The following is a 19,978-nucleotide window of genomic DNA, read 5'->3' as shown; positions in this document are numbered from 1 at the left end:
AATATAACATAAATGCAATTACCACAGACAGTGCACGGTTGAGCCGCTGCTGACTCGCTGGGGCGGATATGTTATAAGGGCGGTCTGAATGTTCACTCGCTTTACGTGACGTCTCACTTCACCTTGTTAGGATTAAAACTATGGTTACTTTCCACACCAATCACGGCGATATCGTTATCAAGACCTTTGCTGACAAAGCGCCGGTTACCGTTGAAAACTTCCTGAACTACTGCCGCGCCGGTTTCTACGACAACACCATCTTCCACCGTGTGATCAACGGCTTCATGATCCAGGGCGGCGGTTTCGAGCCGGGCATGAACCAGAAAGCGACCAACGCGACCATCAAGAACGAAGCCAACAACGGTCTGAAAAACACCATCGGCACCCTGGCAATGGCGCGCACCAACGATCCGCACTCCGCCACCGCACAGTTCTTCATCAACGTGGCTGACAACGACTTCCTGAACTTCCGCGGCGAAAACGTGCAGGGCTGGGGCTACTGCGTGTTTGCTGAAGTGGTTGAAGGCATGGACGTGGTCAACAAAATCAAAGGCGTGAAAACCGGCCGCAGCGGCATGCACCAGGACGTACCGGTAGAAGACGTCGTGATCAACAGCGTGACCGTCAGCGAGTAATCGCGGCTGCATGAGTACGCTGTTCATCGCAGATCTGCACTTGTGCGCACAGGAACCGGCAATCACTGCCGGTTTTCTGCGTTTTTTACGGCGCGAAGCAGTTCACGCCGACGCGCTGTACATCCTCGGCGATCTGTTTGAAGCCTGGATCGGCGACGACGATCCCGAGCCGCTGCACGCGGAGATCGCCGCGGCGCTGAAAGCGCTGCAACAGGCCGGCGTGCCCTGCTACTTCATCCACGGCAACCGCGATTTTCTGCTCGGCAAGCGCTTCGCCCGCGCCAGCGGCATGCAGCTGCTGCCGGAAGAGAAAGTGCTGGAGCTGTACGGCCGCAGGATCCTGATCCTGCACGGCGACACCCTGTGCACCGACGATCAGGCCTATCAGCAATTCCGCCGTAAAGTGCACAACCCGCTGATTCAAAAATTGTTCCTGGCGCTGCCGCTGCGCTGGCGACTGAAGATCGCCGCCAACATGCGCGCCCGCAGCCAGCAATCCAACCAGTACAAGTCGGAAGCCATCATGGACGTCAACCCGCAGGCAGTCGAACAGACGATGCTGCGCCACGACGTGCACTGGATGATCCACGGCCATACCCATCGCCCGGCGGTGCACCGGCTGGCGTTGAGCAACGGCGAAGCCCATCGCGCGGTGCTGGGCGCCTGGCACGTCGAAGGATCGATGGTCAAAGTCAGCGCCGACGCCGTCGAGCTGATCCAATTCCCATTCTGAGCCCCGGACTGGCGCGCGAGTGAAAATTCGCGCTTTCGGCGGTGAAAACCGGCGACGCAACCGTTTTCCTCGCCGTGCGCTCATGGTATGCTCTACGCCCTCATTCGGCCCTCAGCCGACGCCAGACAAATCACAGGAGCCTTACACCCATGGGAGCCAACGCCGCTTCAGCCGCCACTACCGGGGCGAAAATCGCAATTGTAATGGGATCGAAAAGTGACTGGGCCACCATGCAGTTCGCCGCCGAAGTCCTGACCCAGCTCGAAGTCCCCTTCCATGTCGAAGTCGTTTCCGCCCACCGTACGCCGGACAAGCTGTTCAGCTTCGCCGAGCAGGCTACCGCCAACGGCTTTGACGTGATCATCGCCGGCGCCGGCGGTGCGGCGCACCTGCCGGGCATGCTGGCGGCGAAAACCCTGGTGCCGGTGCTGGGTGTGCCGGTGCAAAGCGCCGCGCTGAGCGGCGTAGACAGCCTCTACTCCATCGTACAGATGCCGCGTGGCATTCCGGTGGGCACGCTGGCGATCGGCAAAGCCGGCGCCGCCAACGCCGGGCTGCTGGCGATGCAGATCCTGGCGCTGCACGACTCCGCGCTGGCGCAGCGTTTGGCGGACTGGCGTCGGGCGCAGACCGAAGAGGTATTGAACCACCCCGATCCGCGGGAGGACGCATGAAGCCAGTTTGCGTACTGGGCAACGGCCAGCTGGGGCGCATGCTGCGCCAGGCCGGCGAACCGCTGGGCATCGCCGTTTACCCCGTCGGCATCGATGCCGAGCCCGAGGCGGTGCCGTATCAGAACAGCGTCATTACCGCCGAGATCGAACGCTGGCCGGAAACCGCGCTAACGCGCGAGCTGGCGACCCACAGCGCCTTCGTCAACCGCGACATCTTCCCGCGCCTGGCCGATCGCCTGACGCAAAAACAGCTGCTCGACCAGCTCGGCCTGGCGACCGCGCCGTGGCAGCTGCTGGCGAGCGCCGCCGAATGGCCGCAGGTATTCGCTTCGCTGGGCGAGCTGGCGATCGTCAAACGCCGGGTCGGCGGCTATGACGGCCGCGGCCAATGGCGCTTGCGCCCGGGCCAGGAAGCCGAACTGCCGGCCGACGCCTATGGCGAGTGCATCGTCGAGCAAGGCATCAATTTCTCCGGCGAAGTGTCGCTGGTGGGCGCGCGCGGCCACGACGGCCGTTCGGTATTCTACCCGCTGACCCACAACCTGCATGAAGACGGCATCCTGCGCACCAGCGTGGCGCTGCCGCAGCCCAACCCGGCGCTGCAGCAACAGGCCGAGCAGATGCTGGCGGCGATCCTGAACGAGCTGAACTACGTCGGCGTGATGGCGATGGAGTGCTTTATCGTCGGCGATCGGCTGCTGATCAACGAACTGGCGCCGCGCGTGCACAACAGCGGCCACTGGACGCAAAACGGCGCGTCCATCAGTCAGTTCGAGTTGCATCTGCGCGCCATCCTTGGCCTGCCGTTGCCGCAGCCGGTGGTGAGCACACCGTCGGTGATGGTCAATCTGATCGGCACCGCCGTCAACGAACAGTGGCTGTCGCTGCCGCTGGTGCATCTGCACTGGTATGAGAAAGAGGTGCGCCCGGGCCGCAAGGTCGGCCATCTCAATCTGAACGACCCGAGCGCCGCCGATCTGCGCCAGGCGCTGCAGGCGCTGGCGCCGCTGCTGCCGGGCGAATACCAAAGCGGGCTGGCCTGGGCACAGCAGAAGCTGGCCTAAAGCGCCGCCGCCGAAAGTAAAAGGGGCTAGCCTTAGGCTAACCCCTTTTTTCATCCCGCTAAGTCAACATCACCCCTCATAGCTGCGGAACAGCGCCCGGCCGCGCAGCAGGCGCACGCCCAGCCAGCCGCCGCACAGCGACAGCAGCAGCGCGCTGGCCAGCGGCAACGCCCACCACAGCACCGGCGTCGGCGTCCACGGGAAGTCGAATACCCGGCTCTGCAGCAGCCACAGCGCCGCCTCGGCGCCCACCGCCGCCGCGATGCCCGCCACCAGCCCCAGCAGGGCGAACTCGCACCACAGCGTGCGGCGCAGCAGCCGTTTGCCGGCCCCCAGCGTGCGGTACACCACCAACTCCTGGCGGCGCTGACGCATGCCGACCTGCACCTGCGCCAGCAGCAGCAGGCCACCGCACAGCACCACCAGCACCACCATCACCTCCAGCGCGCGGCTGACCTGCTGCAGCACACCGCCGACCTGTTTCAGGATCGCGCCGATGTCCAGCAGGCTGAGCGTCGGAAACTGGCGGTTGAGCTGGGTCAGCATCTGGCCGTCGCCGTCGTAGCGGAAGCTGGTAAGCCAGGTCTGCGGCTGGCCGTCCAGCGCGCCCGGCGGGAAGATAAAGTAAAAGTTCGGCTTCAGGTTTTCCCAATCCACCTGGCGCAGACTGGTGACCTTGGCGCTGAACGCCTGGGTATCGCCGCTGAAGGTCAGCGTGTCGCCCAGCGTGATCTTCAGCCGCCCGGCAATGCCTTCATCCATCGAGACTTCGCCGCTTTTCGGCGGCCAACTGCCCGCCACCAGCGGATTATGATCCGGCAGATCGGCCAGCCAGGTCAGGTTCAGCTCGCGGTTCACCGCCTCGCCGCCCGGATCGTCTTCATGCACCCGCTCGGTCGCCAGCTGCTGGTTTATCTCGGTCAGGCGCACCCGGACGATCGGATAATAGGTTTCCGGCTTGATCTGGTGCTGCTGCAGGAAGGTTTTCACCTGCGGCACCTGCGCCTCAGTCATGTTGAGCAGGAAATAGTTCGGGCTGTCCGGCGGCAGCTGTTGCTGCCAGCGTTCGAGCAGATCGCCGCGCAGTACCAACAGCAGCGCCAACAGCATGAACGACAGCGAAAATGCCGCCAGCTGGCTGATGGTCACCCACGGCTGATGCAGCAGGCGGTTAACCGCCAGCCGCAGCGCCAGGCTCTTGAGCGTGATGCGGCGCAGCAACAACAGGCTGCCCCAGCCGATGCCGCCCAGCAGCAGCGCCAGCACCGCCATACCGGCCAGGATCGCCCACAGCAGCGTGCTGGCCCCCATCAGCGTCACCAGCAGCGCCACCACGACCGCCGCCGTCACCGGCAGGAAGTAGCGCAGCGGCCAGACGTTGGCCACCACGTCGCGGCGCAGCACCCGCAGCGGTTGGGTAGCCAGCAGCTGACGGTACGGCCGCAGCCCGACCAGCAGTGAAATCAGCACCAGCGCGCCGAGCGCCCACAGCCACGGCCAGGCGCCGGCGGCAGGCAATGCGGCCGGTAACACCGGTTTCAGCAGGCGAATCAACAGCGCTTCGAACGCCAGCCCGATCGCCCCGCCGCACACCGCCGCCAGCGCCATCACCGCCAGCCACTGGCCGACGATCAGCTTACGCAGCGCGCCGCGCCCGGCGCCGAGGGTTTTCAGCACCGCGATCAGATCGTAGCGGCTGCGGCAATAGTGGCTCATCGCCACCGCCACGGCGGCGATCGACAACAGCAGCGTCAGCAGGGCCGACAACAGCAGGAACTGTTGGGATCGCTGCAGAGACTTGCCGAGCGCGCTGCCGGACTCCTGCAGCCCGAACCAGCGCTGATCCGGCGTCAACTGCGGCGTCAGCCGTTCTTCGTAACGTTGAATATCCGGCTCGGCGCCGGCGAACATATAGCGGTAGGTCAGGCGGCTGCCCGGCTGCACCGCGCCGGTCTTATCGACGTCCGCCAGGTTGATCATGATGCGCGGCGCGGTCTGGAACGGGTTGAAGCCGGCGTCCGGCTCCTGAATGATTTCACCGGCGATGCGCAGCGTGGTGTCGCCCACCTCGAGCGAATCCCCGACTTTCACGTTCAGCAGCGCCAGCAGACGCGGTGCCACCAGCACGCTGCCCGGTTCGGGCTTGATGTTGGCCGGGCGCGTTTCCAGCTTGCCGTACAGCGGATAGGCCAGATCGGTGGCTTTCACGTCCGCCAGCTGCGGCCGATCGCCGGCATAGGTCATGGTGGTGAACGACAGCTGACGGCTCAGTTTCAGCCCCTGCTGCTGCGCGTCCAGCAGCCAGCCTTCCGGCACCGGATGCGCGCTGCGCAGCACCCGATCGCCGGCGATAAAGTCGCGGCTCTGTTGACTGAGCCCTTTGTCCATACGATCGCTGATGCTGCCCAGCGCCAGCACGCAAGCCACGGAGAGCGTCAGCGCCAGCCAAACGATCAGCAGCGACGGCGAGCGCCATTCGCGCCAGAACCAGCGCCAGATCATGCTTCCTCCCACAGCTTGCCTTCGCGCAGCCGCAGCCGCCGCTGGCAGCGCGCCGCCAGGGTTTCGTCATGGGTCACCAGGATCAGGGTGGTGTCAAAATCGCGGTTGAGGGAAAACAGCAGGTCGGCGATGCGATCGCCGGTTTGGCGATCGAGGTTGCCGGTCGGTTCATCGGCGAACAGCACCCGCGGCCGGCCGCTGAAGGCGCGCGCCAGCGCCACGCGCTGCTGCTCGCCGCCGGACAGCTGCGCCGGCAGGTGATCGAGCCGTTTGCCCAATCCCAGCTGTTCCAGCAGCTGCACCGCCTGCTCGCGGCTTTGCCTGTCGCTCTCGCCGCGCAGCAGCGCCGGCAGCTGCACGTTTTCCAGCGCGTTCAGCGTCGGCACCAGCATGAACGACTGAAACACGAAGCCGACGTTTCTGGCGCGCAGCGCAGCGCGCCCCTCTTCGTCCAGCGCGGTCAGCGACTCGCCGAGCAGGCGCACCTCGCCCTCGCTGCCGTCATCCAGCCCGGCCAAAATGCCCAGCAGGGTCGATTTCCCCGATCCGGATTCGCCGATCAGGGCGATCGTCTGCGCGGGTTTGACAAGCAGCTCGACTCCGGTAAGGATGGTGAGCTGATGCTCACCCTGACCAACGTGTTTACTAAGATGATGAACTTCAAGAACGTTTTCCGCTGGCATCTTCCCTTCCTTTTGCTGTTGGGATTATTCAGTTTACGCGCTGTCGCCGCCGATACCTTGTTGATTTTGGGCGACAGTTTAAGCGCCGGCTACCGCCTGCCGATCGAGCGGGCCTGGCCGACGCTGTTGGCCGAACAGTGGCAGAAAAAACCGGGTGCACCGCAGTTGGTCAACGCCAGCATCAGCGGCGACACCGCCGCACAGGGGCTGGCGCGTCTGCCCGCGCTGCTGAAACAGCATCAGCCGCGCTGGGTGCTGATCGAGCTGGGCGCCAACGACGGCCTGCGCGGTTTCCCGGCGCAGGACGTACAGCGCGATCTCGGCCAGATCATCACACAGGTGCAGCAGGCCGGCGCACAGCCGCTGCTGATGCAGATCCGCATCCCGCCGAACTACGGCCGCCGCTATACCGAGGCGTTCAGCGCCGTTTACCCGGCGCTGGCCAAGCAGTTCAACATTCCGCTGCTGCCGTTCTATATGGAACAGGTGGTGGTGAAGCCGGAATGGATGCAGGATGACGGATTGCACCCCAATGGGGACGCCCAGCCGTTTATCGCCACCTGGATGGCGGAGCGCCTGGAACCGCTAGTAAAACATGAGTCTAACTAAATTAGGGTCGTACACTAGGTAAAGTTATGCAAAAAGCAGTATTGATAACCGGCTGCTCCAGCGGGATTGGGCTGATTGCGGCGCAGGATCTGCGCAACCGCGGCTACCGGGTGCTGGCCGCCTGTCGCAAGCCGCAGGACGTGGAAAACATGCGCCAGCTCGGGCTGGAAGGCATCGAGCTGGATCTGGACGACAGCGCCAGCGTCGAGCGCGCCGCCGCCGAGGTGATCGCGCTGACCGGTGGCCGCCTGTACGGCTTGTTCAACAACGGCGGCTTCGGCGTTTACGGCCCGCTCAGCCGCATTTCGCGCAGCCAGCTGGAGCGGCAGTTCGCCACCAACCTGTTCGGCACCCACCAGCTGACCCAGCTGCTGTTGCCCGCGATGTTGCCGCACGGCGAAGGGCGCATTATCCAGACCAGCTCGGTGATGGGGCTGGTCTCCAGCGCCGGGCGCGGCGCCTACGCCGCCAGCAAGTTCGCGCTGGAGGCCTGGTCGGACGCGCTGCGCATGGAGCTGCACGGCAGCGGCATTCAGGTCAGCCTGATCGAACCGGGGCCGATTTCTACCCACTTTAGCCAGAACGTCAACCAGGCACAGAGCGACAAGCCGGTGCACAACCCCGGCATCGCCAAGCGCCTGACGCTGCCGCCGGAGGCCATTCTGCCCAAGCTGCGCCACGCGCTGGAAAGCCCGCGCGCCAAACTGCGCTACCCGGTGACCCTGCTGGCGCACGCCATGAGCGTGCTGCGCCGCATTCTGCCGGGCCGCTGTCTGGATTGGCTGCTGCGCAGCAACGCTTAATTCGCCCGCCGGGGTTGAAGAATGGCGGCGCGCCCCCATCTACACCCCATGGCTCCGCACGATCAGAGAGAAAAAAGATGCTAGCTCAAGCTGTTGTTGATATTAACGAAACTAACCTGCACCAGACGCTGGAACAATCGATGTCCATTCCGGTGCTGTTCTACTTCTGGTCCGAGCGCAGCCAACACTGCCTGCAGCTCACGCCAGTGCTGGACAAGCTGGCGGCGGAATACGCCGGTCAGTTTATTCTGGCCAAGGTGGACTGCGACGCCGAACAGATGATCGCCTCCCAATTCGGGCTGCGCTCCATTCCGACGGTCTACCTGTTCAAAGACGGCCAGCCGGTCGACGGCTTCCAGGGCCCGCAGCCCGAAGAAGCGATCCGCGACTTGCTGCAGCGTTTCCTGCCGAAGGAAGAAGACCTGAAACTGGCGCAGGCGCAGGAACTGCTGGCCGCCGGCAACGCCGCCGAAGCGCTGCCGCTGCTGAAAGACGCCTGGCAGAGTAGCCAACAGCGCAGCGACATCGGCCTGACCCTGGCCGAAACCCAGATCGCGCTCAGCCGTAGCGAAGACGCCGAAGCGGTGCTGGCAACTATCCCGCTGCAGGATCGCGATACCCGCTATCAGGGCCTGGTGGCGCAGATTGAACTGTTGAAGCAGGCGGCGGACACCCCGGAAATCCAACAGCTGCAACAGCAGGTGCAGCAGCAGCCGGACAACGTCGAGCTGGCAGTGCAGCTGGCGCTGCAGCTGCATCAGGTCGGGCGTAACGAAGAAGCGCTAGAGCTGCTGATGGGGCATCTGAAGAAAGATCTGGCCGCCGCCAACGGCAACGCGCGCAAGACTCTGATGGACATTCTGGCCGCGCTCGGCACCGGCGACGCGCTGGCCGCTAAGTATCGCCGCCAGCTGTACTCCCTGCTGTACTGATATACCCTTCTTCTTTCCAGCCGCATCGTTATCGGCTGCATGTTCGAACCCCAGTCACTTAGTTATCTAAGCTCCTGGGGTTTGTCACGTTTGCCGCCTGGACGCAACTGGAAATCCATTGGGTATATCTGTTGTCCCAAAGTAAATATTGAAGGGTATCCCCTAAATAGTTCGAGTTGCATCAAGGCGGCAAGTTTGTAAGTCCCCGGGAGCTTACTCAAGTAAGCGAGCGGGGCGCGCAAACGCAGCCAACACAGATGCAGCTTGAAATATGACGGGGATATCAGCGATAGACCCGCACCCCACCTTCCACGCCCGCCGGGCTGAACAACACCTGCCACAGCTGAATATTGCGCGAACGGAACGCGCCGGCGCAGGCATTCAGGTAATAAGTGAACATGCGTTCGAAGCGCTCGGAATAGCCGCCGGCCAATTCCGGCCACGCCCGTTTGAAGTTCTCCAGCCAGGCCATCAGCGTGCGATCGTAATCGGCGCCAAAGTTGTGCCAATCCTCCATCACGAAACGCCCTTCGCTGGCCTCGGCGATATGCCGCACCGAAGGCAGGCAGCCGTTGGGGAAGATGTATTTGTCTATCCAGGCGTCGACGTTGAGATCGGTCTGATTGGAACCGATGGTGTGCAGCAGGAACAGGCCATCCGGCTTCAGGTTGCGCGCCGCGACGCTGAAATAGGTCTCGTAGTTTTTCGGCCCGACGTGCTCGAACATGCCGACCGACACGATGCGATCGAACTGGCGATCCAGATCGCGGTAGTCCTGCAGCAAGATCTCGACGTCCAGCCCCGCGCAGCGTGCCTGCGCCAGCTTCTGCTGCTCGGCGGAAATGGTCACGCCGTGCACCGAGACGCCGTAGTTTTGCGCCGCAAACTGCGCCAACCCGCCCCAGCCGCAGCCGATATCCAGCAGCGTCATGCCCGGTTTCAGCTGCAGTTTTTCGCAGATCATCCGCAGCTTGGCCTGCTGCGCCTGCTCGAGCGTCTGCGCCTCTTTCCAGTAGCCGCAGGAGTATTGCATGTAAGGATCGAGCATCGCCCGGAACAGGTCGTTGCCGATGTCGTAATGCTCTTTGCCCACCTGCCAGGCGCGCTTGCGCGATTGGCGGTTGAACAGCCGGGCATAGGCGACACGCGCGATGTCGCTCAGGCTTTTCGGCAGCCGCTCATCGACGCCGGCCTGCAGAATGCGGGTGAACAGCATGTCCAGCCGTTCGCACTCCCACCAGCCGTCCATATAGCCTTCGCCGAAACCGAGCGATCCTTCCTGCAAAATGCGTTTGAACAGCGCCGGGTTGTGCACCCGGATATCCCAGGTGCGCGGGCCGTTGATGGCGACGCCGGCTTCCGCCAACATCTCCTCCACAATGCGATACCAGCGATCCTTCTTCTGGGCGAGTTCATCAACACTGAGCGAATCCATAACAATCCTTGGCCGAAATGTCATTTCAAAAAGCATAGTCGCAAATAAAAATGACAAATTTTTGACGGTAAATACCGGGGTGTTTTTACTCTAGCCAAGGCGAGCAACATCATGAAATGAATAAAAATTATTGAAATCATGCCATTTAGGCATACTTATCCGCGCCAGCGCGGGCGCGGATAAACCGACGGCGGCTAAGGTAAAATAGAGGTGCCGGCCTGGCCCGCCAGCACCGCGTCGATATCCTGCAGGCCACCGATATGGGCCGTCCGCCCGGTGCGATCGACGAAGCGGCTGACCGCCATGATCTTCGGCCCCATGGCGCCGTCCGCCACCGCCATCGGCGCCAGTTCCTGCGTGGTGGCGCGCCGGATAGCGCGCTGGCGCGGCGTGCCCCACTCCTGGTACACCGCGTCGGCATCGGTGAGGATCACCAGATGATCGGCCCCCACCTGCTCCGCCAACAGCGCCGCCGCCAGATCTTTGTCGATCACCGCTTCGCTGCCCGTCAGCCCATGCTCGCCGGCGATCATCGGGATACCGCCGCCGCCGTTGCAGATCACGATGTGCCGCTGCGACAGCAGCAGCGTGATCGCCTCGATGTCGAGGATCTTTTGCGGCGCCGGCGAAGGCACCACCCGGCGGATGTAGTTGCCGTCCGCCTTCAGCGTCCAGCCGTATTTGGCCTCCAGCGCCTGCCGCTGTTCCGGCGCATACACCGGCCCGATGAACTTGCTCGGCGCCTGATAATCCGCATCCTGCGCATCCACCAGCACCCGCGTCAGCAGCGTGGACACCGGCTGCTGCGGATGGCTGGCGCTCAACTGCTGCGCCAGCATATAGCCGATCATGCCCTGGCTTTCGGCCACCAGAATATCCAGCGGATAAGGCGGCACATCGCGGTACGCCAGGTTCTGCAACGCCAGCAGCCCCACCTGCGGCCCGTTGCCGTGTACGATGGCAATGCGGTATTTCTGCGCCAGCTTGCCGATGGCGTCGGCGATAAGGGCGATGCTCTTATACTGATTTTCCGCAGAGAGCACGGCTCCGCGCTGCAACAGGGCGTTGCCGCCCAACGCAATGACCAAGGTTTTCATGGTTTGCACCCGTAGTTGAAATCATACCGTCCCGGCCGGATCCGCGATCCGGCCCTCGTGTTCACACCGCGCGCCGCACAGTGCGTTAATCGTCGTCACCCCCAGCCACACGCCCAGCAGCGTGTCCGCTCCCGAGAAGTGCCCCAGGCTCAGCACCGCCGCCACCGCCGCCGATACGCCTTCAGGCGCCCGCAGCCCCTGCGCCAACGCATGCAGCGGCGTGGCGAACAGGCCCTGCTCGGCGTAACGCAGGTAGTGCGCGCTCACCAGCGTGGTCAGCGCGTCCAGCGGTGGCGTCTGGGCGAAAAACGGCGCCAGCCCGGTAACCGGGATGCGGCTGTCGAGGTGGGCGCTCAGCAGCAGGCCGAGCAAGGTGTCGTCGTTGCTCGGCGTCAGCCCCGGCCCCTTGCCCAGCGCCTGGTGCCAGTCGACCGTGTCGCCCCGCAGCCAACGGGAAAAATCCCGCACCAGCGCGGCCGGCTCCGGCGTTAACGGCTGCCTCACCAATCGGCCCAGCTCGCCGTGCAACCCGCACTGCGCCGTGCAGCGCTGCAATACCGCCGTCAGCGGCCGATCGGCAATGGCCGCACGCGGCGACAGCGCCAGATCCCGCGCCGCCGCGGCGGGCCGCACCAGGAGCGCACCCAACGTGATGCCTGCGGCGGAGAAAGCGCAGCGTCGTACGGACGGCACCGCACGCCGCACGCGATCGAAATCCCGCGCGCCAAGCTGCCACCCCATCGGGCTCAGGCCGCTGCCGGCGCGGTGCAGCGTCAGCAGCCGTGCGTTTTCCGTCAGGAAATTGATCGCGTTGTTGAAGCTGCCGACGCAGCGCAGCGCGCCGTAATCCTGCGTCGCATGGCGGCTGCCGGCCAACGCGATAATGTCCATATGCGCCTCCGTTCGCTTACGCCGTAATGCCGAGCTTGTCGGCCAGCGCTTCGATCGCTTTCTCGAAGCAGCCGAGCGGTGCACGCACCGTGCCGGCGCCAATTTGCCCGACCCCGGCTTCGCGGTGGGCGATGCCGGTGTTGATCAGCGGCGTGATGCCGGTTTCCACCACCCGCCGGGCATCCAGCCCCAGGCAGGCGCCCTGGAAGTCCCAGGTCGGGATCTGCAGCATCATGTTGCGCTCGAGGTAGATTTCCGCCATTTCCTCGGAGATGTCGGTGGCGGCGCTCATGCCGCCGGAAGCCCCGACGAAGCGCGTCACGCCCGGTGCCGCCACCATCGCCGCGCCGCCAATGCCGAAGGTTTCGGTGATCGCGCTGTCGCCGATGTCCGGGTTGGCGTCCGCCTGGCTGAATCCGGAGAAGAACAGCCCTTCCGGCGTGTTCACCGGCGCGGTGAACCAACGATCGCCCATCCCGCTGATCTTGATGCCGAAATTCTTGCCGTTGCGGGTCATTACCGTGACGATGGTGCCCTGCTCAATCTCCGCCCCGGCGTCCATCGCCGCCTTGCAGTAGGCCATCGCCAGATTGAGGAAGAACTGATCGGTGATGCTGAGGAACTGCATCACCTGCGCCAGCTCCGCCTTATCGCGCGGCAGCTGGCTGATCTCCGGCGCCAGCCTGCGCATCAGCAGCGCCGAGGCCGCGATATTGCGCTGGTGGAATTCGTCCCCCATGCTGATCGCCTGCGCCATCAGCGCGGTCAGATCGATCCCTTCCTCCAGCGTCGCCAACACCGCTTTCAGCACCGGGGCCAGCGAGTCGCGCATCCAGCGCAGGCGCTGCTGCACGTCCTCGCCGTAGGCGCCGAAGCGCATCACTTTGCCGATACCTTCGTTCATGTTGCAGTAGGCGTAATTGCCGTGAACGGTGTTCCTGACCACCACCATCGGCATGTGGGCCGAGGTGATGCCGCCCATCGGCCCCACCGCGCTCACGCTGTGGCACGGGATAAACTCGATTTCCCCCTGCGCCAGCAGCGCCAGCGCCTGCTGCTCATCCTGCGCCCAGCCTTCGAACAGGCAGGCACCGATGCAGGCGCCGCGCACCGGGCCGCTCATCTCTTGCCAGGTGACCGGCGGGCCGGCATGCAGCAGCTTGCGCCCTTCGGCCAGCTGCGGGATCAAGCGGTGCGCCAGATCCACATCCTGCCAGTGCGGGCGCGCCTCGCGGATACGGGCGATAACGGCGGCGTTTGCTTGCTCAATCGTTGCGTACATAGCGGTTCCTTACTTTAATTTTTTCAAGATGTTGGCTAATCGTTGATCGCCACCGGCTACCGGCGCCCACTGGTAATGCACCACCGGAATGTCGCTGGTTTGCAGGTCATCGGCGAAGCTGCGCAGCCCGGCGTTGATCACCGCGACGCCGTCCAGCAAGGCCGGCCGTTCGCGTTCGGGTGCGGGTAAGACGGGGGTAATCAGCTGATGCGCCAGCGCGACCGCCGCCGGCAGCGACGGCATCACCGCGATGCCGGCTTCCTGCAGGGTGGCGATTTGCCGCGAGCGCTGCTGCGGATCCTGTTCGGTGCCGGTGACGGTGGCGATTGCCGCCAGCGGGTGGGCCGCGCCGCGCGCCGCGCGCACGTTGGCCACCTCAGCCGCCAGCGACGCCGCCGGATCGTCCTGAGCGCCGAAGCCGATCACCACGTCCAGCAGCAACACGCCGGTCCGCGGCTGCTGCGCCAGGCGGGCGATTTCTTGATTGCGGGCGGTCGGGTCAATCATCGGGTGCGGGCGCCCCTGGGTATAAAAGTCATCGCCCATGTCGATGATGCGATGGTCGTCGGCCACCAGCATGGCGCCGCGCGGGTGTTCGCTATCCACCGGCAGGGACAGTTTTTCCGCCAGCAGCATCGCGCATTCGGCCGCCAGCGTGCCGCCGGCGTACAGCCCGGCGATTTTGCCGCCGGGGACCGCAGGCTGCTGCGCCGCCTGTTGCTGCACGCAGCCCAGCATCGCCGCCAGCCGCGCCGCTTCATCCAGCGTGGCGGCGAACGTGATGTTGCCCTCCTGGCGCACGGCGGACTGCGCGCCGAGGAACAGCGCCACCACCGGCTTGCCGAGCGCTTTCATCTCGTCGATCACCCGTTGGCGCACCTCGGGTGCCGGCGGTTTGGACACGAACGCCAGCACAAGACTCTGCGGATCCGCTGCCAGCATGCGCAGCGCGCTGATGGCGCTGATGCCGCCGATCTCCGCCGTCAAATCCCGCCCGCCGAGGCCAATGGCGTGCGAGATGCCCTGGCCTGCCAGGGTAATTTGCGAAATAAGCTCCTGAATGCCGGTGCCGGAGGCGCCCACTACGCCGATAGATCCGGCGGGCGCCACGTTGGCGAACGCCAGCGGCGCGCCGGCTATGCAGGCGGTGCCGCAGTCCGGCCCCATCACGATCAGCCCGCGCTCGCGCGCCTTGGTTTTCAGCGCCACTTCCTGCGCCACGCTGACGTTGTCGGAGAACATCATCACGTTGCAGCCGTCTTCCAGCGCGCTATCCGCCAGCTCCGCCGCGTATTCGCCGGCGATCGAGATCAGCGCCAGATTGGCGGCGGGCAGCTTCTGCCTGGCGGTGCGCCAGCTGCGCGCCCGCAGCAGTTTTTTGCCGCCCTGGCTCCCCTGCGCAATCGCCTTGAGCGCCGTCTCCAGCGCCGCGCCGATCTCCTCGGCGATCGTCTCGTCGGCGGACTCAGCTTTGATCGCCACGCAAATATCGTTCGGCGTCGCTTCGCTAAACTGCGGGTGCCAGAAACCGGTCACCTCCAATAAGGATTTATTGGCCGGTGTCCCCATCATGACGGATATTTCCTCGACCTTGGGAGATTCACTGAGTTTGCGGGAGATCAACATCAGGCTGACGGAATCCTGAAAGCTCCCCTTTTTAATAAAAGCATGGATCATGGTGATATCCTTAAGACAGCATTTAATAATATCGGCAATATTTCCCGCACCGGCGGCGCGGCGATGCATTGAATCCAGCGAAAAGGTTAATGATCAAGCTACAAATTAAAACCACGCCCAGAGGTGAGTACGGTCACACTTTATCTATTGTTAGAAAAAATAACTTAATCGCCTGAATATTAGTTAATCCAGACGAAAAAAAGCATTTATAAAAAAACTTCTAACAATGGCGATTTAATTCAACGAATTTTTAATCCAATCGGATAAAACGCATCTGGATCACATTATTCCCACCCGGTATTTATACATTACAACGCAGAGGCGAATTAAATAAACCGTAGTGATAAAAGGACTGTATATGAAGGTCTCTAAACAACAATTACATCAGCTTATCCAGCAAAAAATTCACGCCGCCGGCCTGAGCCAGGAACACGCCGGCATCGTCGCCGACGTGCTGGTTCATGCCGATGCGCGCGGCATTCATTCTCACGGCGCGGTCAGGGTCGAATACTATTCCGAACGCATCAGCAAAGGCGGCACCAACAATCACCCGCATTTCACCTTTGAAAAAACCGGCCCCTGCAGCGCCATTTTCGACGGCGACAACGGCGCCGGGCACGTGGCGGCCAAGCTGAGCATGGATCGCGCCATCGAGATGGCGAAAGAGAACGGCGTGGCGGTGGTGGGCGTACGCCGCATCGGCCACAGCGGGGCGCTGTCGTACTTCGTGCAACAGGCGGCGCGCGCCGGCATGATCGGCATTTCGCTGTGCCAGTCCGATCCGATGGTGGTGCCGTACGGCGGCGCCGAGGTCTACTACGGCACCAACCCCATCGCCTTCTCCGCGCCGGGCGAAGGCGATGAGCTGATCACCTTCGATATGGCCACCACCGTACAGGCCTGGGGCAAAGTGCTGGACGCCCGCTCGCGCAACGCCGCCATCCCGGATACCTGGGCGGTGGACGCCGAGGGCAAGCACACCACCGATCCGTTCGCCGTCAGCGGGCTGCTGCCGATCGCCGGGCCGAAAGGCTACGGCCTGATGATGATGGTCGACGTGCTGTCGGGCATTTTGCTCGGCCTGCCGTTCGGCAAACACGTCAGCTCGATGTATCACGATCTCAGCGCCGGCCGGGAATTGGGCCAATTGCATATCGTGCTGAACCCGGGTTATTTCACCAACGAATCCGCATTCCGTAAAAATATCAGCCAGGTCATGAAAGAATTGAATGCCGTTAAGCCGGCGCCGGGCGTCAGCAAAGTGCTTTATCCAGGGCAGAACAGCCATGCGCGTGAAATGGAAAGCGAGAAAAACGGCATCGAAATCGTCGACGATATTTATCAATACTTAATTTCAAATGCTATTTACCAGCGTTCTTACGACCATAAAGATCCCTTCGCCAGTTAACGCACTCTTATTATCGTGGGCTTTTTACGCCGCGGCTCGCGGTTGAAATGTCAGAGCCGGGGAGAAAAAAGAAAACCTTCATCAGCGCGCTCAGCGCAATAGGCCGGCCGGCGGCGAATAGCATCAGCCCTGGCCGCATCGCCGCTGAGACACAACATGCGGGCAGGTAAACATGAAAGACTTCCAACAAGAAATCCGTGATATTTCCGGCTGGTTATCGAAAATCGGCGCCGACCCCAGCGGCGGCATGACGCGTCTGCTTTATACCCCGGAATGGATCGAAGCGCAGCACGCGTTGAAAAACGTCTTCGAGGCCGCCGGGCTGAACACCCATTTTGATGCGGTCGGCAACCTGTTCGGCCGACTGGAGGGCAGCAAATACCCCGACCAGGTGATTCTCTCCGGTTCGCACATCGACACGGTGGTCAACGGCGGCAACCTCGACGGCCAGTTCGGTATCGAAGCCGCCTTCATGGCGATCAAACACCTCAAGGACACCTACGGCCCGCCGCTGCGCAGCCTGGAAGTCATCGCGCTGGCGGAAGAAGAAGGCAGCCGCTTCCCTTATGTGTTCTGGGGCAGCAAGAACATCGTCGGCCTGGCCCGGCGGGAAGACGTGCAACACATTACGGACGCCAAGGGCGTCGGCTTCGTCAACGCCATGCGCGACGCCGGTTTCGATTTCCCTCCGCCGCATCAGCCGCTGCGCAGCGACATCGCGGCCTTCGTAGAGATCCACATCGAGCAGGGCAAGGTGCTGGAAACCGAAGGCAAAACCATCGGCGTGGTGACCAGCATCGTCGGCCAACGGCGCTATGACGTGCGTCTGCAGGGCGAAGCCAACCACGCCGGCACCACCCCGATGAGTTACCGCCGGGATACCGTGCATGCCTTCAGCCGCATCTGCTGCGAATCGATCGCCAAGGCGCGCGCCGAGGGCGATCCGCTGGTGCTGACCTTCGGCAAGGTAGAGCCGAAACCGAACACCGTCAACGTGGTGCCGGGCTTTACTCACTTCACCCTCGACTGCCGCCACACCGATCAGGCCGCGCTGCTGCGCTTCACGCAGGAGATCGAGCAGGATATCCAGCGCATCTGCGCCGAGATGGGCATCGAGGCCGAGATCGATCTGTGGATGGACGAAGCGCCGATCCCGATGAACGAACAGCTGGTGGCCTGCGTCAGCCGCCTGTGCGAAACGCAGCGGCTGAATTACCGCATGATGCACAGCGGCGCCGGGCACGACTCGCAAATCTTCGCCCCGCGCGTGCCGACGGTGATGATGTTCGTGCCGAGCATCGCCGGCATCAGCCATAACCCGGCGGAAAAAACCGCCGTCGCCGATCTGAACGAAGGGGTGAAAATCCTGGCGCAGACGCTGTATCAGCTGGCCTACACCGAACAGGGGGCCGAGGCATGAGCAACGACATCGACCCGCGCTACTGGAAAAAGATCGTCGTCGTGCTCTGTCTGGGCTGGGCGGTGATCTGGATCTATCGCACCGTCCTGACGCCGATCTTCCCCGAGATCCAACAAACCATCGGCGCGCACTCCAATGCGGAAATGGGGCTGATCGCCAGCTTCTACTTCTTCGCCTACACCGGGATGCAGATCCCGGCGGGCATCCTGGTGGACAAATTCGGCAAGAAGGTGGTGCTGATCCCGGGCTTCTGCCTGTTCATCATCGCCACGCTGCTGATCGGCAACGCCACCAGCCTGACCATGGTCTATGCCGGCAGCCTGCTGGCGGGCATGGGCTGCGGCTCTTATTACGGCTCGGCCTACTCCCTGTCGTCGGAGAATATCCCGCTGGAACGCCGTGGCCTGGCGACCGCGGTGATCAACAGCGGCTCGGCGCTCGGCATGGCCATCGGCCTGATCGCCTCCAGCCTGCTGGTGAAAAGCTTCAACATGAACTGGCAGATCATGCTGTTCATCATCACCGGCCTGCTGGTGGTGATGACGCTGGTGTTCGCCGTGGTCATCAAAGGCTCGCAGCCTCAAGCCCCGGCGGCCGTCAGCCAGACCGCTGCGCCGACGGCTGCCGAGCCCGAAGAGGACGGCCAGGCCAGCGGCCTGTTCAGCCTGCGCATGATCTCCGCCTACGCAATGTACTTCGCCACCTGCTACGGCTACTACATGATAGTCACCTGGCTGCCCTCGTTCCTGCAGCAAGAGCGCGGCTTTGAAGGGGTGGCTATCGGCTTCTCCTCCGCCCTGGTGGCGTTCGCCTCGGTGCCGGGCGCGCTGTTCTTCAGCCGCATGTCCGACCGTTTCCGCAACAAGAAGGTGCAGCTGATCATTTTCCTCGAGCTGTGCGCGGCGGTGATGCTGGTTTGCACAGTCATTTCGCCGGACTCCACCATGCTGCTGATCAGCCTGATCCTGTACGGGTTGCTGGGTAAGCTGGCGGTCGATCCGATCATGATCTCCTTCGTCGCCGACAACGCGCCGAAGAAAGGCTATGGCACCAGCTTCGGCGTGTTCAACTTCTTCGGCATGTCCTCGTCGGTGATCGCCCCCTTCCTCACCGGCGTAATCTCCGACAGCACCGGCTCCAAGGTGATGGGCTTTTACATCTCCGCCGCCATCCTGCTGGTGGGCACCGCCATTTTCTTCACCGTCAACGTCTTGATGAAACGCACTACGGCAGCCCGAACGGCCACCGAGGCCTGACGGCGCTTTTTTACCGGGCGCCGCCGCGGCGCCCTTTCAACGATCAGGAGAATCAACGTGGGTTACTTCAACAATCAAACCGGTTATCCAACCGACATTCTGTCAACGCGCGCCATCATCAAACGCGGCAACTATGCGCTGATCCCGCCGAACGGCCTGGTGCGCAACGTCATTCCCGGCTTTGAAAACTGCGACGTCACCATCTTGTCGACGCCGAAACTGGGTGCCACCTTCGTCGATTATCTGGTGACGCTGCACGACTGCGGCCGCAACACCAAAGGCTTTGGCGGCGAAGAGCTCGAAACCTTCGTGTACGTCATCGACGGCGCCATCACCGCTTCCGCCGACGCCACCGACTACCCGCTGACCGCCGGCGGCTACCTTTACTGCCCGGCGGGCGTCACGATGCGGTTGGAAAACGCCAACGGCGGCCAATCCAGCCGCCTGTTCCTCTACAAGCGCCGCTATCAGCGCATCAAGGGTTACGAGGCGCACGTGGTCAGCAACAACGTCGCCAACCTGGAGCAGATCCACTACGAGGGCATGAGCGAGGTGATCCTGCAGGATCTGCTGCCGAAAGATCTGGGCTTCGACATGAATATGCACATCCTCTCCTTCGCTCCCGGCGCCAGCCACGGCTACATCGAGACCCACGTGCAGGAGCATGGCGCCTACATTCTCAGCGGTGCCGGCGTGTACAACCTGGACAATGAATGGATGCCGGTGAAGCAAGGCGACTACATCTTCATGGGCGCCTATGTGCAACAGGCGGGCTATGCGGTGGGCCAGGAAACCTTCAGCTACATCTACTCCAAGGACTGCAACCGCGACGTCGAGCCGTAAGCGCTTCGCCGCCAAAACCAAGGCCACCTGCTCG

The 19,978-nt window shown here is 63.0% G+C and carries 18 protein-coding genes; 11 read left to right on the top strand and 7 right to left on the bottom strand.

Going from position 1 to position 19,978, the window contains the following annotated elements:
• Positions 1-140 precede the first annotated feature (140 nt).
• From ppiB to purK, 4 genes are all read left to right on the top strand, one after another.
• A complete protein-coding gene (ppiB, locus tag WCL58_RS15310; RefSeq protein ID WP_004940183.1) occupies positions 141-635 on the top strand; it encodes a peptidylprolyl isomerase B in 495 nt (164 codons plus the stop codon).
• Positions 636-645: 10 nt separating this feature from the next.
• Positions 646-1,368 (top strand): UDP-2,3-diacylglucosamine diphosphatase, encoded by a 723-nt coding sequence (locus tag WCL58_RS15305; protein WP_060440541.1) that lies wholly within the window; start codon positions 646-648, stop codon positions 1,366-1,368.
• A 149-nt stretch (positions 1,369-1,517) separates the two neighbouring features.
• A complete protein-coding gene (gene purE / locus WCL58_RS15300) occupies positions 1,518-2,042 on the top strand; it encodes a 5-(carboxyamino)imidazole ribonucleotide mutase (RefSeq protein WP_073529319.1) in 525 nt (174 codons plus the stop codon).
• Positions 2,039-3,106 carry a 5-(carboxyamino)imidazole ribonucleotide synthase gene (purK, locus tag WCL58_RS15295; RefSeq protein WP_043146773.1) on the top strand — a complete coding sequence of 356 codons (1,068 nt, stop codon included), beginning with the start codon at positions 2,039-2,041 and terminating at the stop codon, positions 3,104-3,106. The genes purE and purK overlap by 4 nt, the downstream gene beginning before the upstream one ends.
• A gap of 69 nt (positions 3,107-3,175) precedes the next feature.
• On the opposite strand, the gene ybbP is transcribed toward purK, so the two are convergent.
• Together ybbP and ybbA are read right to left on the bottom strand one after the other, a co-directional pair.
• Positions 3,176-5,608: a putative ABC transporter permease subunit YbbP gene (gene ybbP, locus WCL58_RS15290; protein WP_336851342.1), complete on the bottom strand. Its 2,433-nt coding sequence runs from the start codon at positions 5,606-5,608 to the stop codon at positions 3,176-3,178.
• Positions 5,605-6,291, bottom strand: coding sequence for a putative ABC transporter ATP-binding protein YbbA (gene ybbA / locus WCL58_RS15285; protein WP_004940192.1), 687 nt, complete (start codon positions 6,289-6,291; stop codon positions 5,605-5,607). Before ybbA ends, ybbP begins: the two co-directional genes overlap by 4 nt.
• Here ybbA and tesA point away from each other — a divergent pair.
• From tesA to WCL58_RS15270, 3 genes are all read left to right on the top strand, one after another.
• Positions 6,262-6,900 (top strand): multifunctional acyl-CoA thioesterase I/protease I/lysophospholipase L1, encoded by a 639-nt coding sequence (tesA, locus tag WCL58_RS15280; RefSeq protein ID WP_164268474.1) that lies wholly within the window; start codon positions 6,262-6,264, stop codon positions 6,898-6,900. The genes ybbA and tesA overlap by 30 nt on opposite strands.
• 26 nt (positions 6,901-6,926) lie before the next feature.
• On the top strand, positions 6,927-7,703 hold the full coding sequence (locus WCL58_RS15275) for an SDR family oxidoreductase (RefSeq protein WP_060423505.1): 777 nt from the start codon (positions 6,927-6,929) through the stop codon (positions 7,701-7,703).
• A 77-nt stretch (positions 7,704-7,780) separates the two neighbouring features.
• Complete coding sequence (locus WCL58_RS15270) at positions 7,781-8,635, top strand: co-chaperone YbbN (protein ID WP_025160052.1); 855 nt, start codon at positions 7,781-7,783, stop codon at positions 8,633-8,635.
• A gap of 283 nt (positions 8,636-8,918) precedes the next feature.
• On the opposite strand, the gene cfa is transcribed toward WCL58_RS15270, so the two are convergent.
• From cfa to WCL58_RS15245, 5 genes are all read right to left on the bottom strand, one after another.
• The gene (cfa, locus tag WCL58_RS15265; RefSeq protein WP_336851341.1) at positions 8,919-10,070 is read right to left on the bottom strand and encodes a cyclopropane fatty acyl phospholipid synthase; all 1,152 of its coding nucleotides are present in this window, start codon (positions 10,068-10,070) and stop codon (positions 8,919-8,921) included.
• Between the two features lie 194 nt (positions 10,071-10,264).
• Entirely contained in the window at positions 10,265-11,167 is a 903-nt protein-coding gene (locus WCL58_RS15260) for a carbamate kinase (protein ID WP_047025725.1), read from the bottom strand.
• A 21-nt stretch (positions 11,168-11,188) separates the two neighbouring features.
• Positions 11,189-12,058 (bottom strand): DUF2877 domain-containing protein, encoded by an 870-nt coding sequence (locus tag WCL58_RS15255; protein ID WP_336851340.1) that lies wholly within the window; start codon positions 12,056-12,058, stop codon positions 11,189-11,191.
• Positions 12,059-12,074: 16 nt separating this feature from the next.
• Positions 12,075-13,340 (bottom strand): DUF1116 domain-containing protein, encoded by a 1,266-nt coding sequence (locus WCL58_RS15250; RefSeq protein ID WP_336851339.1) that lies wholly within the window; start codon positions 13,338-13,340, stop codon positions 12,075-12,077.
• A gap of 9 nt (positions 13,341-13,349) precedes the next feature.
• The gene (locus WCL58_RS15245; RefSeq protein WP_336851338.1) at positions 13,350-15,017 is read right to left on the bottom strand and encodes an acyl-CoA synthetase FdrA; all 1,668 of its coding nucleotides are present in this window, start codon (positions 15,015-15,017) and stop codon (positions 13,350-13,352) included.
• A 358-nt stretch (positions 15,018-15,375) separates the two neighbouring features.
• Between WCL58_RS15245 and allD the strand changes: the two genes are divergently transcribed.
• The 4 genes from allD to allE all read left to right on the top strand — a co-directional run bounded on the left by allD (position 15,376) and on the right by allE (position 19,944).
• Positions 15,376-16,425, top strand: a complete 1,050-nt coding sequence (gene allD / locus WCL58_RS15240) for an ureidoglycolate dehydrogenase (RefSeq protein WP_060423493.1) — start codon at positions 15,376-15,378, stop codon at positions 16,423-16,425.
• 172 nt (positions 16,426-16,597) lie between these two features.
• The gene (gene allC, locus WCL58_RS15235) at positions 16,598-17,845 is read left to right on the top strand and encodes an allantoate deiminase (protein ID WP_336851337.1); all 1,248 of its coding nucleotides are present in this window, start codon (positions 16,598-16,600) and stop codon (positions 17,843-17,845) included.
• Positions 17,842-19,101: an MFS transporter gene (locus WCL58_RS15230; RefSeq protein WP_043146764.1), complete on the top strand. Its 1,260-nt coding sequence runs from the start codon at positions 17,842-17,844 to the stop codon at positions 19,099-19,101. Before allC ends, WCL58_RS15230 begins: the two co-directional genes overlap by 4 nt.
• Positions 19,102-19,158: 57 nt before the next feature.
• Complete coding sequence (gene allE, locus WCL58_RS15225) at positions 19,159-19,944, top strand: (S)-ureidoglycine aminohydrolase (RefSeq protein WP_060423489.1); 786 nt, start codon at positions 19,159-19,161, stop codon at positions 19,942-19,944.
• Positions 19,945-19,978 lie beyond the last annotated feature (34 nt).

This window comes from Serratia sp. TMDUHS_CL, assembly GCF_037137105.1.
Classification (GTDB): Bacteria; Pseudomonadota; Gammaproteobacteria; order Enterobacterales; family Enterobacteriaceae; genus Serratia; species Serratia nevei.
The sequence above is the reverse complement of the archived record's forward strand: the minus strand, read 5'-3'. Positions and strand labels throughout refer to the sequence as shown.

What these genes read in the sequence shown, in the direction of transcription:
- ppiB (WP_004940183.1), top strand. Translation starts at nt 141, where the DNA reads ATGGTTACTTTCCACACCAATCACGGCGATATCGTTATCAAGACCTTT.
- WCL58_RS15305 (WP_060440541.1), top strand. Translation starts at nt 646, where the DNA reads ATGAGTACGCTGTTCATCGCAGATCTGCACTTGTGCGCACAGGAACCG.
- purE (WP_073529319.1), top strand. Translation starts at nt 1,518, where the DNA reads ATGGGAGCCAACGCCGCTTCAGCCGCCACTACCGGGGCGAAAATCGCA.
- purK (WP_043146773.1), top strand. Translation starts at nt 2,039, where the DNA reads ATGAAGCCAGTTTGCGTACTGGGCAACGGCCAGCTGGGGCGCATGCTG.
- ybbP (WP_336851342.1), bottom strand. Translation starts at nt 5,608, where the DNA reads ATGATCTGGCGCTGGTTCTGGCGCGAATGGCGCTCGCCGTCGCTGCTG.
- tesA (WP_164268474.1), top strand. Translation starts at nt 6,262, where the DNA reads ATGAACTTCAAGAACGTTTTCCGCTGGCATCTTCCCTTCCTTTTGCTG.
- ybbA (WP_004940192.1), bottom strand. Translation starts at nt 6,291, where the DNA reads ATGCCAGCGGAAAACGTTCTTGAAGTTCATCATCTTAGTAAACACGTT.
- WCL58_RS15275 (WP_060423505.1), top strand. Translation starts at nt 6,927, where the DNA reads ATGCAAAAAGCAGTATTGATAACCGGCTGCTCCAGCGGGATTGGGCTG.
- WCL58_RS15270 (WP_025160052.1), top strand. Translation starts at nt 7,781, where the DNA reads ATGCTAGCTCAAGCTGTTGTTGATATTAACGAAACTAACCTGCACCAG.
- cfa (WP_336851341.1), bottom strand. Translation starts at nt 10,070, where the DNA reads ATGGATTCGCTCAGTGTTGATGAACTCGCCCAGAAGAAGGATCGCTGG.
- WCL58_RS15260 (WP_047025725.1), bottom strand. Translation starts at nt 11,167, where the DNA reads ATGAAAACCTTGGTCATTGCGTTGGGCGGCAACGCCCTGTTGCAGCGC.
- WCL58_RS15255 (WP_336851340.1), bottom strand. Translation starts at nt 12,058, where the DNA reads ATGGACATTATCGCGTTGGCCGGCAGCCGCCATGCGACGCAGGATTAC.
- WCL58_RS15250 (WP_336851339.1), bottom strand. Translation starts at nt 13,340, where the DNA reads ATGTACGCAACGATTGAGCAAGCAAACGCCGCCGTTATCGCCCGTATC.
- WCL58_RS15245 (WP_336851338.1), bottom strand. Translation starts at nt 15,017, where the DNA reads ATGATCCATGCTTTTATTAAAAAGGGGAGCTTTCAGGATTCCGTCAGC.
- allD (WP_060423493.1), top strand. Translation starts at nt 15,376, where the DNA reads ATGAAGGTCTCTAAACAACAATTACATCAGCTTATCCAGCAAAAAATT.
- allC (WP_336851337.1), top strand. Translation starts at nt 16,598, where the DNA reads ATGAAAGACTTCCAACAAGAAATCCGTGATATTTCCGGCTGGTTATCG.
- WCL58_RS15230 (WP_043146764.1), top strand. Translation starts at nt 17,842, where the DNA reads ATGAGCAACGACATCGACCCGCGCTACTGGAAAAAGATCGTCGTCGTG.